Consider the following 19,057-nt stretch of genomic DNA (forward strand, 5'->3'; position numbering starts at 1 on the left):
AACCATCCGTGGCCGATCCGCAGTTGCCTGTGATCCGTACCGTCACCGAGCAGTCCCTTCGCGTTCTGGAGACCTACCGTGTCGACCCGGGCCTGATCCCCGAACACGCCAACGGCGAGCGCCGTATCACCCAGGGTGGGTACGGAGACCGTCAGCTCTTCGAGCTGGTCCAGAACGCCGCCGACGAGCTCCGGGACGAGCCGGGCGGCCGGATCCACGTCGTGCTCACCGAGAAACACCTGTACTGCGCCAACGAGGGAAACCCGGTGACGCCCGAAGGCGCGGAGACCATCCTCCGCATGAGCATGTCCCGTAAGCGCGGCGGGCAGATCGGCCGGTTCGGCGTGGGCGTCAAGTCGGTCCTCGTGGTGACCGACACCCCCGAGTTCTTCAGCCGCACCGGAAGCTTCGGCTTCGATCGCGCCTGGTCGTACGAGCTGATCCGGAACGTGCCCGGCGTGCGCGAGCGGCACGGCGAGAACTTCGAGGCGCCGGTGTTGCGCATGGCCCGCGAGCTGGACATGGCGGCCGAACGCCTCCGGGACCAAGCGCTGGACGAGCTGCTGGAGTGGGCCACCACGGTGGTCCGCCTGCCGCTGCTGCCCGGCGCGGCCGACCGGCTGGGCAAGGACATGCACGGGCACAAGGGCACGGCCGGCCACGAGACCCGCGAGGAGTTCCCGTCCGGCTTCCACCTGTTCTCCCCGCACGTGGGCCAAGTGGTCCTGGAGGATCGCCGGCCCCGGCCGATCGCACGCCGGACTCTCCGCGCCGAGCGGGACGGAAGCCTGCGCACGATCCACGAGGAGCGCACCGGCAAGCCGCCGATCGACTCGCGGTGGCGGGTCTTCACTCTCACCCACGAGCCGACCGAGGCCGCGCGCCGTGACGCGGGCGAGCTCCACGACCGCTTGACCATCGACCTCGCCTGGGCCGTCCCCGACTACAAGCGGGACGACAACGGTCTGTTCACGCCTGTGGGCCCGCGTCGACGTGGGCAGTTCTGGGCGTACTTCCCCAGCAAGTACGAGATGTCCCTCAGCGGCATTCTCAACGGTGCCTGGAAGACCAACGAGGACCGGCAGAACCTGCTCGATGCCTCCCCCTTCAATGTGGAGATGATCCGGGTCGCGGCCGGCCTGGTAGTGGACTCTCTGCCTGAACTGGCGCCTGCGGAAGACCCCGCCGCGTACCTGCCGCTCCTGCCCGGCCGCTCCCGGGAGGCCATCAGCTGGGCCGACCGGTATCTGCTGGAGCAGATATGGGAAACGGCGGCCCGACGTCCGTCGCTGCCCGACCAGGACGGCACGCTGCGCGACCCTGGCGAACTGCGTGTCCACCCGGAGCTGTCCAAGGACCTCGCCGCGACCAACCGTTGGCTGCGGTTGTGGCACTCGTACCCCGGCCGCCCCAAGGAGTGGCTGCACCCCTCGGTGGAGGCCACGCCCCTCCGATCCGGCAAGGTCGGCCACATCCTGGAGCGGACCAAACAGCAGCGGACCGATGTCCGTGAGTGGCTGGAGGCGCTCGTCTCCGACGGCACGGCGAAGGCTTCGGAGACCGCGGTCCGGATCGTCGCCGACATGATCGAGTCGGGTGCCCCGTGCGCCGGAGAGGCCCGCAAGGCCAAGATCGTGCTCACCGAAGAGCACGGCCTGGTCGCTCCGGTACCCGGCAGGGTCTTCCGACGCACGGACGAGGACGGTCTGCGGGAGTCGCTGGTCTATGTGGACCGAACGCTGTCCGACGACCCGTCGCTGTTCTCCGCCTTCACCGTGCTCGGTATCCGTGAGGCCGACGTCCGGGGGCGCTTCGTCAGCGTTCTCGACGAGGGCTTCGACTCCTACGGTCCGCAGGAGTGGACTCGATTCTGGGAGCTGTTCCACCAGGCGGGTGCCTCCGTGGTGGGGCATGAGGTGATCAAGCGCGTGCCCACGCCGATGGAGACCCTCATGGTCCGGACGGCGGACAAGCAGTTCCGGCCCCTGCGTGACTGCATGCTGCCCGGCCCCGTCGTCACCGCCGAGCGCGACGGGAAGATCGCCGTGGACTTGGGCTTCCACTCCGACGATGCGGGTTTCTTCCGCGAGTTGGGCCTGCGGGACCGTCCGACCGCCGGCCATCGGCCGGAGAGCGAGCCTTGGTTCGAGGAGTACCGCGAGGCCGCACATGCCGCGTACTGCCGCACGCTCGACGACCGGGCGAGCCGGCCGACCCTGGCCAGGACCAAGCTCGAGGGTGCCGCCGTGGGCGGGCCCCTGCACCTGTTGCCTCGCATGTCCGAAGAGGCTCGTGCCGCCTTCCTGGAGGTGCTTCCCGAGAACGCCCTCATCGAGAACTGGACGCTGCAGATCGGCGGACAGGCATCCACCCGCCGAACGGCCCACTCCCCGATCCGCTGGATGCTCGCCCGGCACGGTCGGGTCGAGACCTCTCAGGGAATCAAACCCCTGAAGGACTCCGTCGGCCCTCAGCTCGACGCCTACCGCGACGTGCTCCCGGTCGCGTCGCTCGGCCGGGAGAAGGCCCGCAAGCTGGGACTTGCGGACAGCGTCGAGAAGGTCCGTCCCCAGCAGTGGGAGCAGCTGCTGGAAAAGCTCCGGCAGAGCGAGGACGACGCGTTCGTCGGCTCCACCTACGCCCTGCTGACCCGCCTGGAGATCGACTTCCCGGACTCCCTGACCCGCTGCCGGATCGGCGACGCCTGGGGCATGCGGGAGGACGGTGAGATCGCCGTCGCCGCGAACCCGGACGAGTACCGCTCGCTGCGGGCCGAGCGGGTGCCGGCTCTGCTGATGCCGGACCAGGAGTCCGCCGACCTCATGGTCGAGCAGTGGGGCATGCTGCGCCACGACGACGTCGTCAGCCGCGAGACCCGCCACGAGTCGAGCGTGGAGGCGGTCCCGCTGTCCGAGGAATTCCCGACACTGCGCCAGAGGATGGGGGCCTCCGTCGGCACGTATTCCCTCCTGCGCTGCTCCACCCTGGAGGAGGTCGTCCGCACCCCGCGTGGCGCGCGGGCGAAGTCCCTGGAGAGCGCCCGGCAGGGCAACGTCATCAAGGTCCTGGACGCGCTGGACCGGATCGGCGCGCTCCGGGCCGTCGACCGTGAGCTCGGTCTGCGCATGGGGGAGGCCGGCTGCCGCGCCGTGCTGGACGCCCAGGCCCGCCAGGAGCAGGACGAGAAGGTGCGGTCCGCGCTGAAGGCCATCCGCGACGCCGAGGACGTGACGGCCAAGCTCGAGCTGCTGATCGGTGCGGAGGCCCTGCGCGACCGGCTGCCTGCCGGGCTGATGGAGGCCGAGTGCCAGGAGCTGGGCGGACAGGCGCCCACCGGGCGTCGGATCGCGCAGATGGCGTTCAACGCGCACGGCGACACCGTGCTCAAGACGCACGCCCGCGACATCCAGGAGCGCTTCCCGAGCGCCCCGTCGTCCTACACCGGGGGCTCGGCGGCGGTCTCCTTCGTCGCCGACCTCGGTCTGCCCGCGCCCTTCGCCGGCTACCGGCCCCCGACCCTCGAACAGAGCCTGACCGTGGAAGGGCCTCGTGACTTCCCGCGTCTCCACGACTACCAGGAGCGACTCGCCCTCAACATCTTCGAGATGCTGGACCGGCTGGCCCCGCAGCGCGCCATGCTCTCGCTGCCCACCGGCGCCGGCAAGACGCGCGTCACCGCCGAGGCCGTCATTCGCTGGGTCAAGCAGGCCGGCGACCTCAAGGGTCCGATCCTGTGGATCGCCCAGACCGAGGAACTGTGCGAGCAGGCGGTCCAGAGCTGGCAGTTCGTGTGGGGCAAGGCCGGCGCGCAGACTCGACTGACGATCAACAGACTGTGGTCCTCGAACGAGGCAGCCCCGGTCACCGACGGGCCGCAGCTCGTCGTGGCCACCGATGCCAAGCTCCACGTGTGCCTGGACACCGACCGGTACACCTGGCTACGGGAGGCCGCACTGGTCGTGGTCGACGAAGCACACATGGCGACCAGCCCGCGCTACACCGAGATCCTGAGCCTCCTCGGCCTGACCCAGCATCGGACCGAGCGGCACCTGCTCGGCCTCACCGCCACCCCGTTCCGCGGCCACAACGAGGAGGAGACCCGCCGTCTGGTCAACCGGTTCGGGGGGCGCCGGTTGGACGAGGGCGTCTTCCCCTCCGACGACGCCTACGGGTATCTGCAGGAGCTGGGGGTGCTGGCGCAGGTCGAGCACCGGGAGCTGGCCGGCGGCAGCATCGAGCTGTCCCGCCAGGAGCGGGAGAGCGCCGAGCAGTTCAGCCTGCTGTCCAAGGCCGCCGAGCAGCGGCTGGCCGAAGACCACGACCGCAGCCGTCGCATCGTCTCGGAGATCGCGGGGATGCCCGAGGACTGGCCGGTGCTGGTGTTCGCCACCTCGGTGGAGCATGCCAAGTATCTGGCGGCCCGGCTGAAGGACCATGGGATCTCCGCCTCCTCGGTGGACTCCACCACCTCCGACAGCGATCGCCGGGCCCGTGTTCGGGAGTTCCGCGACGGCAGGGTGCGGGTGCTCACCAACTACGGAGTCCTCACCCAGGGCTTCGACGCGCCCGCCACCCAGGCAGTGGTCGTCGCCCGGCCCGTCTACAGCCCGAACGTGTACCAGCAGATGATCGGACGCGGTCTGCGGGGACCCCGCAACGGCGGCAAGGAAACCTGCCTGATCCTCAACGTCCGCGACACCATCCGGAACTTCCACACCGCCCTCGCCTTCACCAAGTTCGAGCACCTGTGGAGCAAGAAGTGACCTTCCCCTCAGAGGACGGCCCCGTCCTCACCTCCGAGCAGCAGAACGTCGTGGACCAGCCCTGGGACACCCGCCTGCTGGTCACCGCCGGGGCGGGCACCGGCAAGACCCACACCTTGGTGCGCCGCATGGACGCACTCGTCGGCCACGTCGACCCGGACGAGGCCCTGGAAGCCTCCGAGCTGCTGGTCCTCAGCTTCTCCCGAGCCGCCGTCCGGGAACTCCGAGACCGTATCGCCCGGCACGGCGAACACGCCCGGCGGGTGCGGGTGCAGACTTTCGACTCCTGGGCGTACTCCCTGCTGGTGCAGACGAACCCGGAGGGGGAGTGGTCGGCGCTCTCCTTCGAGGGGCGCATCCGGGCGGCCACCGAGGCGATCGAGAAGGGCGCGCTGGAGTCCCTGGAGTCCGGCCCGCCCTCGCACGTGATCGTGGACGAGGTACAGGACCTGGTGGGCACGCGCCGGGAGATGGTGGAATCGCTGCTCGACCGGCTCCACGATGCCGGCGGGTTCACCCTGGTCGGCGACCCCGCCCAGGCGATCTACGATTTCCAGATCGAGGACCCGCAGGAGTACGCCGACCGCGCCGACCTCTTCCTCCGCTGGGTGCGAGCCTCCTACGCCGACGACCTCGTGGAGCTGCGACTGACGCGTAATTTCCGGGCCGTCACCCCGGAGGCGCGCGCCGCGCTCCCGCACGGCCCCGCCGTGCAGGGCATCGGCAGCGCCCCGGAGGGGGCGGACACCGCGGCCGAACGGCTCCACCGAGAGCTGCGCGAGCTGCTGCTCGACCTGCCCGACCTGGGCTCGCTCACCGACGTGTTCACCCTGGACTCGTTGCGTTCTTTCCCCGGCACCTGCGCGATCCTGACCCGTGACAACCGGCAGGCTCTGCTCGTCTCCGAACTGCTGCACACCCACGGCGTGCCGCACGCCATGCGGCGCTCGCTCCAGGACCGGCCGGTGCCGTACTGGGCCGCCGAGCTGCTGCGCAGCACCGAGGCCGCCACGCTCACCGAGGAGCGGCTGCGCGAGCTGCTCGGCGGGATGCCACTGCCCGAGGGCACCGACCCGGACCGGGTGTGGCGGGCCCTGCGTGGGGCGGCACGCGGCACCGGTCGGGGCGCGCTCGACGTGACGCGGCTGCGCAGACTGGTGGCGGAGCGCCGCTTCCCGGACGAGCTGGCCGACCCGGAATCGGCCCGGCTGGTCGTGTCCACGGTGCACCGCTCCAAAGGGTTGGAGTTCGACCGGGTGGTGCTGCTCACGCCCCCGGCCGTGGCCGACCTGCGTCGTCGCAACGACGAACTCGACGTGCCCGCGGAGGCGCGCGCACTCTACGTGGCGATGACCAGGGCCCGAGAGGATCTGTACCGCGTCGCCGGACCGAACGCGGTGACGGTACTCAGGCACAAGCCGACCGGCCGCTGGTACCCGGGAGTCCCGAATCCGCGCCAGAAGTGGCGGCGCGACGGCATCGAGGTGCGGGCCGGCGACGTATGCACCCTGGAACCGGCCGACGCCCTGGAGGACGCCCCCGGCACCCAGTCGTACCTGCTGGAACGCGTGCGGCCGGGGGACGCGGTGACGTTCCGGCTGCGTGACACCCTCCCCACGGGTGCCGAGCAGAGCCCGCGGTACGCGCTGTTGCACGAGGGACGGGAGATCGGCGACGCGTCCGAGATCTTCAGGAGCGACCTGCACTCCGTCCTGAAGGTCAACGCGACCTGGGAGATCCAGTGGCCCGAGGAGATCTCCGGCCTGCGCATCGACTGCCTGGAGTCGGTCGCGGGTAGCACTGCCGCCGGGGTCAACGCGGGCCTGGGCGTCCACGGGGTGTGGATCGCCCCGCGCATCAGCGGAATCGGACGGTTCCGGCGTCGTGCCGGGGCCGAGGAGGAGCAGGGATGACCATCCACGCAGGGCGGCACGCCGCGCACTACGAGGTCCGCGAGGACCTGGTGGCCCGGCTCCGCCGGGAGCTGTTGGGCCCCGACGTCGATGCCTCCGCCGAGGACCGCGCCGAGGTGCTGGACCAGGACGCCCCGATCACCCGCTACCCGATGGGCGTGCTCTTCCCCCGCCCGGCGGATGCCGAGGCCGGCTTTCGTCTCCGGGAGGACGCCGCCGAGGAAGAGGGCCTGGACGAGGAGCCTGTGACCGGGGCGGACGGCCTCGAAGAGTCCGGGCCAGTCGCCGAGCGTCCCCATGCCGGTGACCGACGCCCGTCCACGGTCGGCCTGACCTTCGCGGTCGACCTCGCCGCGTGTCGGGAGATCGTGGTGTCGGCACGCGCCGCCGTGTACGAGCCGGAAGACGCCGAGGGCCGCAAGGTCTCGGCCCGCCGCAGCGAGGCTCGCACCACCTCCGACCAGCGGGAACGCTGGCGTCGGGTGGAGCTGGACCTGCCGGATACCACGGTCGACGTGACGTACCCGGGGCGCGGCGCCTCACGCGACCTGGTCGACGACACGGCCCGGCTGGAGGTGCATGTGCGCCGTCCGTCCCCGGAGACCGGTACCGTCACCGTCACGGTCACCCTGGTCAACATCCAGAAGGTGGGCGAGCGTGAACTCCAGGATGCCTTCGCCCTGTTCCAGACCGGGCTCACGGTCCGTGCCGCCAACGGGGCGAGCGCATTCGTGGAGCGCCCCACCGCCCTGTCCGCCGTGGACCCCGAGCTGGAGACCAGTCGACTGCTGCACCGGCACGCCCCCACCTTCGCCGCCGGCCACGGCTGCGCGGCGGTGTGGGACTGGGCTCCGCCCTCGATCGGCCTCACCGACGTGGTGCATGCGGGCGTGGCGGAGGTGCGCACCGAGTTCGTGCCCACCCATGAGGTGCTGCTCACCGACTCCAACCCGGAGATCGACGCCAGTGCCCTCACCATGCTGGGCCTCGCCGAGGCCCCCGACGCCGACGTGGTCGCCGCGCTGGAAAGGCTGGCCGCAGGCTACGAGCAATGGATCGACGGGAAGCGGGCCGAAGCCGCCGCGCTCGCCGGCACCTCGTACGAGAAGGCCGCGCTCGACCAGGTCGAGTCCTGTGAGGAGGCCTTGGATCGGATCCGGAAGGGTATCGCGCTGCTGAGCGAAAAGCCCGATCTGATGTGGGCATTCCGCCTGGCCAACCAGGCGATGGCGACTCAGCGGGCCCGGAGCGCCTGGGTCAAGAACGGCCGGGCGGGTGAGCCGGACCGGGCCGCCGCACGCTGGCGTCCGTTCCAGATCGCCTTCGTGCTCCTGTGCCTGGCCGGAGTGGACGACCCGGAGCACCCTGACCGGGGTGTGTCGGACCTGCTGTGGTTCCCGACCGGTGGTGGAAAGACCGAGGCGTACCTGGGCCTGATCGCGCTGACCACCTTCCTGCGCCGGAAGCGCCTCGGTCCGGCGGGCGGCGGTGTCACCGTCCTGATGCGGTACACGCTGCGTCTGCTCACACTCCAGCAGTTCGAGCGTGCCGCGATCCTGATCTGCGCCATGGAGCAGATGCGCCGCGAGAGCCCCGCCGAGCTGGGTCACGAGGAGATCTCCCTCGGTATGTGGGTGGGACGTTCCGCCACGCCGAACACCTTGGAGGTCGCCTCCGGGCAGCTCCGCGCCGCCCGCTCCGGCAAGGCACTCCAGAAGGAGAACCCGGTCCAGCTGCATGCCTGCCCGTGGTGCGGGACCGCCCTCGACGCCCACCACTACTCGGTCGACCGGGAGGCCGTCCGGATGGACGTACGCTGCCCGGGCGCGGGTTGCGTGTTCTCCGGCGGACTGCCCGTGCATTTGGTCGACGAGACCGTGTACCGGGCCCGGCCGACCCTCGTCATCGCCACGGTCGACAAGTTCGCCTCGATGCCGTGGCGTGCGCAGACCGCCGCCCTCTTCAACCGGGACCGCCAGGACTCCACCCCGCCCCCGGAGCTGATCGTGCAGGACGAACTGCACCTGATCTCGGGCCCGCTGGGCACACTGACCGGCCTGTACGAGACGGCCGTCGACGTGCTCGCCGACCGTCCCAAGGTGATCGCCTCGACCGCGACCATCCGTCGTGCGGCCGACCAGGGCAGGGCCCTGTTCTCCCGCGAGGTGCGCCAGTTCCCGCCCGCCGGCCTGGACTCCCGCGACTCCTGGTTCGCCGTGGAGACCCCCGCAGGCGAGAAGGCGTCCCGCTGCTATGTGGGCCTGCTCGCCCCCGGCACCAGCCAGTCCACCCTGCTGATCCGCACCTACGCCACCCTGCTCCATCAGGCGATGCGGGCCGACACCCCTGAGGAGGTACGCGACGCGTACTGGACGCTGGTCGGCTACTTCAACAGTCTTCGTCTGCTGTCCGCCGCAGAACTCCAGGTCCACGACGACGTCGTGGCCCACCTGGAGCACCTGGCCGAACGCGACGACTGCGAGTCCCGCTCGGTCGGCAACTACTCGGAGCTGACCAGCCGAGTCGACGCCAGCGACATTCCGGCCCGCCTGAAGCAGATCGAGCGACGACTGCCGGGCGGCGACGTGGTGGACGTGCTCCTGGCCACGAACATGATCGCCGTCGGCGTGGACGTGGACCGGCTCGGCCTGATGGCCGTCATGGGGCAGCCGCAGACGACCGCCGAGTACATCCAGGCCACCAGCCGCGTGGGCCGTGCCCACCCGGGCCTGGTGGCGGTGATGCTCAACGCGGGCCGCTCCCGTGACCGTTCCCACTACGAGAACTTCCAGCACTTCCACTCGGCTCTGTACCGCGAAGTCGAGTCCACCTCGGTGACCCCCTTCTCGGCCCGCGCCCGTGACCGGGGCCTGCACGCGGTGATCGTCGCCTTGGCCCGCATCCTGATCCCCGCCGCCCGCGACGACGAGGCCGCCGGGAACATCGACCGGTTCCTGGAAGAGCTCCGGGAACGGGTCCGTCCGAGGATCCTCGAACGGGTCACGGCCGTGGCGCCCGAGGAGGTGGACCACGTCGCCGCCGCTTTCGACGAGTTCGTCGACTGGTGGTACGACGAGGCCGAGGCGCACGGCGGCCTGTACTACGAGCCCAAGCGCGGGCGCCGGCTCCCTTCGCTGCTGAAGCCCTACAACGACGCCCTGGAGGACGTCGAGGCGTGGGAGACCCTGTGGTCCCTCCGCGACGTCGACGCCGAGTCCGCCCTGTTCATGGAGGCATCCCGATGACCCCGCCCCCTGCCCGCCGCCGGCGCGGCGCCGCCTCCGCACCGGCCCGTACCCTGCCCCGCCGTGGCGCGGTCCGCCGAGCCCAGGCCATCACCACCTATGGCGTGGGATCGCTGATCGCCGTGGAGCAGGAGTCGTTCATCGTCTCCGGCATCGACGGGGCGGACCGGTACTGGTCCCGGGACGAGGCCCCGGTGATCCATGAACCGCGCCTCGCCCGCGTGCTGGGCGTGAGCCGGTTCCGCCTTCCGCCTGCCTCCGGCGACGACAGCCGCGACGGCGTACGGGTGCGTCGCTTCCCACTGTGGCATCACTGCCCCGAGTGCCACGCGCTGGACCACGTGCGGAAGTTCAACCCACCGCCCGGACGCAACGAGTGCGCCGAATGCGCGGAGCCGCTCATCCCCTCGCGTTTCGTGGTGGCCTGCGAGGACGGGCACATCGCCGACTTCCCGTACTGGAAGTGGCTGCACAGGGGGCGACGCGGCGATGAAGAGGCCGGTTTCTGCGGCGGCCGGATGAGCCTGCGCTCCTCGGGACGCACCTCCTCGCTCCGTTCGGTGGTGCTCTCCTGCTCCTGCGGGGTGCCGGAGGTGTCCATGGAGGGCTCCTTCCGCCGGGGCGCGCTCCGGGACCTGAACATCCGCTGCGAGGGCAAGCGCCCCTGGCTGAAGGACGCCCCGGACGTCGTCTGTTCCCGACAGCCCCGCACGCTTCAGCGCGGTTCCTCCTCGGTGTGGCAGCCGGTGCTCCGCTCGGCCCTGTCCATCCCACCGTGGAGCGACAGCAAGGTGCACGCCCTCGACGAGCACTGGGACACCCTGCGCTCGTGCTCCGGACCCGCCGAGATCGAGATCGCTCTGAAGTTCGTCTTCAAGGGTGCCCCTTCTCCGGTGAGCGTGGAGAAGGTGGTGGAGCTGCTGGCGGCGATGGAGGCCGATGACCCCACCGGCGAGGGCACTTGCGAAGCCGACCAGGAGCAACGCTACCGGGCCCTTCGCGACCTGGAGTACGAGCGGCTGTCCGCGGGCAACGCGGAGGACTCCGGCTCCCACACCGAGCAGTTCGTCTGCGAGCCCCCGACCGGCGACCCGAAGCCGCTGAACCGCCTGGCCCTGGTCACCCCGATGCTGGTGAAGAAGCTGCGGGAGGTCCGCGCCCTCAAGGCCTTCACCCGGGTCATCGACCCGGAGACCTCCGCCGAGGGCCACGAGGCGGAGCTTTCCTTCGCCCCCACCGACTGGCTGCCCGCCATGGAGGTTCACGGCGAGGGGGTCTTCCTCCGGCTCGATGAGGAGAGGGTCGACGCCTGGGCCCGACTGCCCGCCGTCGCCGCCCGTGTGGAACACATCCGTCACCGGCACCAGCGTGTCCTCGCCGAGCGGGCCTCCGACCCGACGCGCGTCCCGTCCTCGCCGGCCACCCCGCGCATGACCCTGCTGCACACCTTCGCCCACGTGATGATCAACGAGTGGAGCCTGGACTCCGGTTACCCGGCCGCCTCGCTCCGCGAGCGGATCTACTCGGGTGACGAGATGGCCGGGGTGCTGATCTACACGGCCACCAGCGACTCGGCGGGCAGCCTCGGAGGCCTGGTCGCCCAGGGCGAACCCGATCGTCTCAACCAGGCCGTGTGCTTGGCCGTCCACCGCGCCGAGTGGTGCTCAGCCGACCCGCTGTGCATCGAGACCGAGAGCTCGGGCGCGGGCGGCACCAACTTGGCCGCCTGCCACGCCTGCGTCATGCTCCCGGAGACCAGTTGCGAGCACAACAACAGCCTGCTCGACCGGGCCCTTCTTGTCGGCACCCCGGAAGACCCGTCGATCGGCTTCTTTTCACACCTGCTCACCCAGTGACCACAGGGCACTGACGCCGGGGTGGGCAGGCAGCGCCTCCCCACCCCGGCGTCTCGGTTCCACAGGTCACTCGTTCGGCAGCACGGAGCGGGACCGGTCACAGGGCGGACCCGTTGTGTGGGCGACTAGGCCCGGCGTCCCAAGGCCGCGCGGATCGCGAGTCCGAGGGCACGGCTCACCGGAGGCGGCGAGGCGTGGCCTATCTGACGGTAGCGGGCCGTCTTGAGGCCGGCGAAGCACCAGTCCTCGGGAAAGCCCTGCAGCCGCGCTGCCTGTTCGACGGTCAGCGTCACCATCCCCTTGACGCCGAGTGACAGGTCCCAAGGGAAATCGGGCCCGGGGAGTTCGTCGGCGACGGTGCCGCCGTTCACACGCATACGGGCCCAGGCACGCTTCGACCCGCTGGGGCCCAGATCGGCCCCACCACGGTTCCAGGAGCCCCCGACCAGGGTCGGGGCGGCCTGGTCGGCCTGCGCGGCCCAGGCGGCAGCGTGAGGCCAGCCACGTGCGGCCATGGAATCACCCAGCGCTTCGCCCACGGTGATCGGTGGCTTGGTGTCGGGCATCGGGGCGACGAAGTCCTCCATGGAGTCCCCCTTGAAAGCCACCAGGATCCCTTGCCTGCGGTCCTGGGGCACGCCGTGGCCCATCGCGTTGAGGACGAACCAACGGTGCTGATATCCCAGGTGGTCTAGCTCGCCCGCGACATACGCGCGGATCGGCTCGTACGCGGGTTTGGAGACCAGATCGGGGACGTTCTCGATGAGCAGGGCGCGTGGTTGTACGCCGTGCATGAGCATGATCGTCGCTTCGAGTATGCGAATCTCCTCGGTGCTGTTCTCGCGTGCCACCGCAGCGCTCGCCTTCACCCGAGGCAGGCCGGCGGCCAGAAGATCCACGTCATAAGTCGCCTGGTGGTCCACCGGGTCGAAGTCCAGGAGGTCGGCTTCGAGGACTTTCCACTCCGGGCGGTTCAGACGCAGCGTCTCGCAGGTCACAGCCCGGTTGTCCAGCAGCAATACGGGATCGAAACCGGCCTGCTCGAGGCCGAGCGCGAGGCCGCCTGCGCCGGCGCACACGACAAGGCAGCTGAGGCGTTCGAGGCGAGGCTCTTCCATGATCACCGTTCGTGCTCTTCGGGAAACGCGACCCGGGGCGGTCGGGGAGGCTCCCCGCCCAGCCCCAGTGCCACGTCGTTGCCGAGGTCGGGAGGCAGTTCGGAGTCCTGAACGCCCATGATTGCATCTCCTGCACGGGCGGAGCCGATGGTTGCGGTGATTCACACCGCTGATCGCGCCGATCGTGCGAACGGCCGTCCTCGTTCGCACGCCCCGAGCCGGACAACCCCGCCGCGCTGATCTTTCCCCCTCTCCCCGTGAAACGAGAGGGGACGCCATGAGGCCGAGCCGGCAACGGGTGGTAGGCGTCGGCGTGTGCCGGTCCCCGGACCGCTGAGCCTCTGGAATCGCCGGCCCTCTAGGATCGCCGAGTCGTCGGAATCGATCGTCAGACCACCGCATCGGCACACCGGCCCGGCGACCGAGAGGGGAAGACGTATGAACGACAGCTCCGCACTCCCGGCCGTCCCCACCACCGCGCTCGCGACTTCCTCGGCCGCGAGCAGGTCATGGACATCGGCATCCGCCCGCTGTGGACGCCCACCCCGCGCATCGCCGGTCCGGCCTTCACCGTCCGGTGTCCGCCCGGCGACAACCTCATGCTCCACGCGGCGATTCACCGCGCGCCGCCCGGCTCGGTCGTCGTGGTCGAGTCCGGGGACACGGACTTCGCGCTCGCCGGCGGCAACGTCTGCGCCGTCGCCCAGCGCCGCGGGATCCATGCGTTCGTCCTCGACGGGCTGATCCGGGACATCGGCGAGGTGCGCCAGATGGGCTTCCCCGTCTTCGGGCGGGGCGTCATCCCCATCCCGGGCGGCAAGAAGGCCGTGACGCCGCTGGGCGGCCCGGTGCGGTGCGGTGGCGTCCGTGTGCACAGCGGCGACCTGGTGGTGGGCGATGACGACGGCGTGGTGGTGGTCCCGAGCGCCCGTCAGGAGGAGGTGCTGCGGGACGCCCGGGCGAAGGCGACCAAGGAGGCCTCCCAGTCCCTCGACGACTGGGAGGCGGCGCACCGCTCCCGCATCGACGCGATCCTCTCCCAGGGCGGTTTCCGGGACTGAGCCGGCGGGCGGTCTCCTCGGAGAATGCCGAGACCCGGGTGCAGACGCCGGAGGGTGTGGCCGGCGAGGCGGTTGACTGAGAGGTGGCGCGTCTCGCGGATTGAGACGAGGTGCGCCATTGAGACCGGTTGAGGGGAATCCGTTACAAAGGTTCCGGGTGAACGCAACAGTAGCTTCCTAGCTTGTTGCCGCAGCCGGACCGGGCTCCGAAAGGGCGCCCGCAGGCCAACCCCCTTGCGTCGCCGCCCATTTCGGCGCGCCCGTAGAGGCCCGCACCGTGGAGCCACCGGCGACCTGTCAACCCCCCACCGATCGGCGTGGCCGGCATGGCCGACGCCTGAACCGACAAGGAGACCGCGTGTCAACGCAACTCCGGACCGACCACACGCACCGCCGGCGCAAGGCCGGACTGGCGGCGGGCGCCCTCACCACCGCGCTCCTCACCGGGATATCCCTCCTGGGCTCCCAGCCCCGCGCCTTCGCCGACGACGGCCAGACGGCGAGCGTCGACGGCACCACCTACGAGCAGGACCAGGACGTCCTGGCGGCGATGGGGAAGTGGGCGCCGGTCAACGCCCAGGAAACCGTGATGGGTTACCCGAAGGGCCTGGAGCGGGAGAAGGACGGCAGCGTCAAGGCCGTCGCCCTGGAGGACGTGCGGGAGAAGCTCAACCCCGAAGAGGCGATCGTCCGCGCCAGGGAGGCGGCGCGGAGTTACGCGCAGGACGCCAAGAACCCCGCCGCCCTGCGGGCCAGTGCCGAGCACCTGTCCGACGGCTGGCCCGGCTCGAAGCCCCCCACGGGCAGCGACATCCGCAGGAACACCAAGGACGACGCCGTTCCGTCGGCCGGGCTCACCGCCGAGCAGTACTGCGGCATGGTCAACAAGGACCCCGGCCACCCGGCGTACGGGCAGACGGCGCCATGCGTCTTCGTCGGGGCGGTCGACGAGAAGTACCCGGTGCGGGGCGCCAGCGACGGCGTGACCGGGGAGGCGAAGCTCACCTACAAGGTCTCGGCGACCATCTGGGACGAGAAGACCGTGACCGAGGGCTGGTCGGCGGGCGGCAAGATCACCCCCAAGGTCGGCAAGGGCGAGACCACCGGAGAGGTCGGCGCCGAGGCGAGCTTCACGTACAGTTACGCCGCCACCAGCTCCACGAAGCTCGTGGACAGCAAGGAGACGGCCGTCGAGGTCAACGTGGAGCAGGGGAGGATGGGCCACCTGGAGGGCCGGGGCAACGGCGCCACATACGTCGGCTACATCGTCTTCCGGGACATCGACAGCGGCAACCAGGAGCACCTGGTCGCCATCCCGGCCAGGGTCTACGTCCAGGCACCCGGCTCTTCCAGCCCGGTCACCTGGTTCAAGCGGCTGAAGTCCGCATAGCCGCACCGCTCCCCGGAGCCGGGGCCGCGCCGGCCGCACCCCTCGCCGTACGCGTCGGCGAGGGGCTGCCGGCGGCGCGGTCTCCGCAGCCGCCCGGCGTGCCGCGAAGGCGCTGTGCGCGCCCGGGCCGGCGGCCGGCTCCTCACTCTCCGTGCTGGACGATCCACCTAAAATTACGTGACATGTGATATTGCACACCCCCTCGCGTTACCTCCATGCTGTGTCGATCTCCTGGCACCCCCAGAAGCCGGGAACTCCCCCCCCACCGCGCAGTTGGAGAACGAGAAATGATCCCCAGAATCAGACGATGGGCCGTCGCGATCGGGGCGACGGCCGCCCTCATACCGACGGGGCTCCCCTCGACGGCGACCGCCCAGCCGGGGAACGCACACCCGACATGTACGCTCACCAAGCCCGCCGCCCGCTCCGAGACCCCGGCCAGTTGCGTCGCGGTCGACCTGAGCCTGGACAAGCTCCCGGCCGTGGGGGAGACGGCGGTCCTGCGAGTCCGCCTCCGTGCCCAGGTCTCGGTGGACCACGCCCGACTGACCGTCCGAGTCCCCGACACCCTCCAGCTCACCACCGAGGGCTCCCCGCTGAACACGCCCCGGCAGACCGGTCGCTGGCAGCAGGCCAAGGGCGAGGTGGCCCTCGGCACCCATCAGCGCAGCCTCACCCTGCACGTCCGCGCCAAGGCGGCCGGACCCGCCCAGATCGAGGCCGGTCTCTCCGACACCGACTCGCCCTCGCCGGAGCGGGAAGCGCACGACGCGGTGCTGCTCACCGTCGGCAAGAACTCCTCGCGGTCGGCACACGGCTCGTCCCGATCGGGCGTGCACATCACCAAGCTGCGGGGACGTTCGGGCGCCCGGAAGGCGAAGCCGGCTTCGGTGAGCGAGAAGTTCGCGAAGGCCCCGCGGACCGCCCGGCCCGCCGCCGGCAGTCCGTCCCTGGCGGCCACCACCCCCATCTGCGTCAACGGCGGCTTCAACTTCACCAACCAGGCGGGGACATGGCTGGGCGGCCGCAACCTCACCGTCAAGGTGTGGGGGAAGACCACCTCGACCGCCGCACAGCAGGTCTACGCCAGCGGTCTGACCGACAACACCGGCGCCTACAACCTCTGCTTCACGCCGCCCGTCGCCACGATGTACCTGCTCTACGTGGAGTTCCGGTCGGAGAGCTCGGTCTGGCAGGTGGTCGACAACAACGGGTGGGTCTACTCCACCACCACCCCCGCGCAATACAACGTCTCCGACAACCGGAACTTCGGCTGGACCGCTCCGGCCGCGGTCCAGATGCGCGCCTGGCACGCCTTCGACACCCTCAACCTCGCCTGGTGGTGGCGCAGCTCCGGCACCAACTGCTGGACCGCCCGCGAGACCCCGCCCAACTGCAGCAAGATGACGGTCCAGTGGTGGCCCGGCAACGCTGACGGCGGCTACTACAACCCCGGGGCCAACGCGGCGGCCAGCTACGTCAGGCTGCGCGACAACGACCCCGACTCCGAGCACCTGGTGCTCCACGAGTCCGGACACGCGCTGATGCACATGCTGTACAACTGGTGGTGGCCCAACGTGAACTGCGCCGGGCACCAGATCCATGTGGCGTCCTCCACCGGCTGCGCCTGGACCGAGGGGTTCGCCAACGCTCTCGCCGGCAGCGTCAAGGGCGACAACAGGTTCGTCTGGCCGGGCGGCTCCTCGATCGACCTGATGAACTCCACCTGGTTCAACTCCGGCCAGCCGGTCTCCAGCACCAACTGGCACAACGGTGACGCGGTGGAAGGGCGCGTGGCCGGCTCCCTGATCGACCTGTGGAACCGCGTCGACGGGGGACAGTCGGGCACGATCAACCTGCTCCGGGCGCAAGGGCAGTGGAGTTTCGGCGAGTACTTCAAGGACGACCGGCCCGCCGCCGGCCTGAGCACGTCGAACACGGCCCGCAACCTGCTGTACGGGCACACCATCGACTACCGGGCCGCCCTGCTGAACTCCGGCTTCGAGAACGGCACGGCCGGCTGGAACTGGACGGCGTCGCCGAGTGGCTCGGTCATCGGCAACTGGTCGACGTACCCGGCCCGCACCGGCTCCATGTACGCGTGGCTCGGCGGCATGGGGGAGTCCTCGACGCAGACCCTCTCCCAGCAGGTCACGCTTCCGGCCAACGTGAACGCCGCGACGCTGGCCTTCTACAGCCGCATCGGCACCTTCGAGACCGACCCGGTGGCGTACGACAAGCTCCAGGTGCAGGTGATCGATGGCGCCACCACCTCCACGCTGGGCACGCTGTCCAATCGGGACGCCAGCGGCGGCTACGTCTACCGCTCCTACGACCTGTCGCCCTGGCGGGGCCGGTCCGTGACGGTCAAGCTGGTCGGCACCGAGGACGCCGCCCTGCGAACCGACTTCGTCGTCGACGACATCTCGGTCACCACCTCCTGACAGGCAGTGCCGTCGGACACCCCCTGGACCGGGGAGCGGCCCAGCTCGCGGAGGACGCGGCTCAGGTCGGCCGGGGCTGCCGCGAGGCGGACCGGCCGGCCCGCGTCATCGAGTTCGGCGACGTGCCAGCTTCTGGGCACGGTGTCGCCGTCGCTGCCGCGGGCCCGCCGTACGTTGGTGACGGTGAGCCGCTCCACCGGTATCCGTCTGGCCGCGAACCGGCCGGGGCCCGAGTGGGGCGTGACGGCGGGCGAGCCGCCTCCGAGGACGATGTGGGTGCCGAAGCCGTGCGGGTTGTAGTCGGTGTCCTCCAGGAAGCGGGCGGCCAGGAACACCTCCTCGCGCCCGGCGGACGCCTCGGCCGCCCCGACCGCTGCGACCGCCCCGGCCGCCTCGGTGGCTCCGGCCACTCCGGCCGTTCCGGTCGCGGCGGGCGCTTGGGGCGTACGGATCCGGGTGGCGCGCCAGGCCCAGGTGAGCAGGGTCAGTGTGGCCAGTGAGCCCGCGGCCGCCCAGGTGATCGCCAGGGGAGAGGAGAGCAGGGAGGTGGGGTGGAGGTAGCACAGCGGCAGTAGCCACAGGGCGGTACCGGCGAGCGCGCCCGCGAACGGAAGCGCCGAGGGCAGGACGTCGTCATCGGGCAGCCGGCGCCCGCGCAGGCGCAGCAGGACCCGGATCGCGGGCCAGCCCGCGGCGAGGGTGAGCACGGCCGTGACGACGGCCAGCTCCCCGGAGGTGGGGACGTGTTCGCGCCACACATGGCCCGCTCCGGCGACCTTCCTCACCTGGCCGCGCCAGACGGTCAACTCGACGCTGTCACCGGCCCGGAAATCCCGGGCGGCGTCGTGCGAGACCGCGAGTCGCTCCAGCGGCCGGCGGTCGGTGAAGTACAGCCAGCTGCGCTCCTTGGGCTGGTTGGCCTCGGTCCGCGCGATCACCGCCGGGAGGGTGGTCAGGCAGTCGCGGCCTCGCTCGGGCAGGCCGGAACCGCCTCGCTCCGCGGCGGGCGTCTCGGCGGCGCACCGGACGGCCGACTTCCACGCCCGCTCGTTTGAGGCGGTGTGCGGCACGAACCAGGCCGCCACGCCCGCGCCCGCGAGCAGCAGCGCGCACAGGGCCAGCGCTCCGGCCCACCCGCTCCCGGCGGTGCGGTGCGAGACGGCGGGGGCGTGGGCCGGGGCCAGGTCCCCGTCGCGGCGGTGCGGCGCGCGGCGCGCCTGGCGTTCCGTCCTGGCCATGCGCGGAATCCTTCCATCAGCCGATTCCC

At 70.9% G+C, this 19,057-nt stretch carries 8 protein-coding genes and 1 pseudogene; 7 read left to right on the forward strand and 2 right to left on the reverse strand.

The genetic code is table 11. From position 1 onward, the window contains the following. Positions 1-8: 8 nt before the first annotated feature. From AC4BDD_RS25945 to drmB, 4 genes are read left to right on the forward strand one after another with little or no spacing between them, the layout of a single operon-like run. Complete coding sequence (locus AC4BDD_RS25945) at positions 9-4,763, forward strand: DEAD/DEAH box helicase family protein (RefSeq protein WP_490687867.1); 4,755 nt, start codon at positions 9-11, stop codon at positions 4,761-4,763. Beyond that, positions 4,760-6,676 carry a UvrD-helicase domain-containing protein gene (locus tag AC4BDD_RS25950; RefSeq protein ID WP_490687868.1) on the forward strand — a complete coding sequence of 639 codons (1,917 nt, stop codon included), beginning with the start codon at positions 4,760-4,762 and terminating at the stop codon, positions 6,674-6,676. Before AC4BDD_RS25945 ends, AC4BDD_RS25950 begins: the two co-directional genes overlap by 4 nt. Further along, complete coding sequence (locus tag AC4BDD_RS25955; RefSeq protein ID WP_490687869.1) at positions 6,673-9,921, forward strand: helicase-related protein; 3,249 nt, start codon at positions 6,673-6,675, stop codon at positions 9,919-9,921. Before AC4BDD_RS25950 ends, AC4BDD_RS25955 begins: the two co-directional genes overlap by 4 nt. Next, positions 9,918-11,777, forward strand: a complete 1,860-nt coding sequence (drmB, locus tag AC4BDD_RS25960; protein ID WP_490687870.1) for a DrmB family protein — start codon at positions 9,918-9,920, stop codon at positions 11,775-11,777. The genes AC4BDD_RS25955 and drmB overlap by 4 nt, the downstream gene beginning before the upstream one ends. Before the next feature lie 125 nt (positions 11,778-11,902). Here the strand turns inward: drmB and AC4BDD_RS25965 are convergent, their stop codons facing one another. Beyond that, entirely contained in the window at positions 11,903-12,895 is a 993-nt protein-coding gene (locus tag AC4BDD_RS25965) for a DNA cytosine methyltransferase (protein ID WP_490691938.1), read from the reverse strand. 438 nt (positions 12,896-13,333) lie between these two features. On the opposite strand from AC4BDD_RS25965, the pseudogene AC4BDD_RS25970 reads away from it, so the two are divergent. The 3 genes and pseudogenes from AC4BDD_RS25970 (at position 13,334) to AC4BDD_RS25980 (ending at position 17,790) form a co-directional block, all read left to right on the forward strand. Beyond that, positions 13,334-13,956: pseudogene (locus tag AC4BDD_RS25970) on the forward strand (RraA family protein). Positions 13,957-14,314: 358 nt separating this feature from the next. Beyond that, on the forward strand, positions 14,315-15,346 hold the full coding sequence (locus tag AC4BDD_RS25975) for a hypothetical protein (protein WP_490687871.1): 1,032 nt from the start codon (positions 14,315-14,317) through the stop codon (positions 15,344-15,346). 287 nt (positions 15,347-15,633) lie between these two features. Further along, entirely contained in the window at positions 15,634-17,790 is a 2,157-nt protein-coding gene (locus AC4BDD_RS25980; protein WP_490687872.1) for a mycolysin, read from the forward strand. Here the strand turns inward: AC4BDD_RS25980 and AC4BDD_RS25985 are convergent. Further along, positions 17,676-19,028, reverse strand: a complete 1,353-nt coding sequence (locus AC4BDD_RS25985) for a PH domain-containing protein (RefSeq protein WP_490687873.1) — start codon at positions 19,026-19,028, stop codon at positions 17,676-17,678. The genes AC4BDD_RS25980 and AC4BDD_RS25985 overlap by 115 nt on opposite strands. Positions 19,029-19,057: the final 29 nt, after the last annotated feature.

Source organism: Streptomyces sp. JLBT605, from assembly GCF_058215555.1.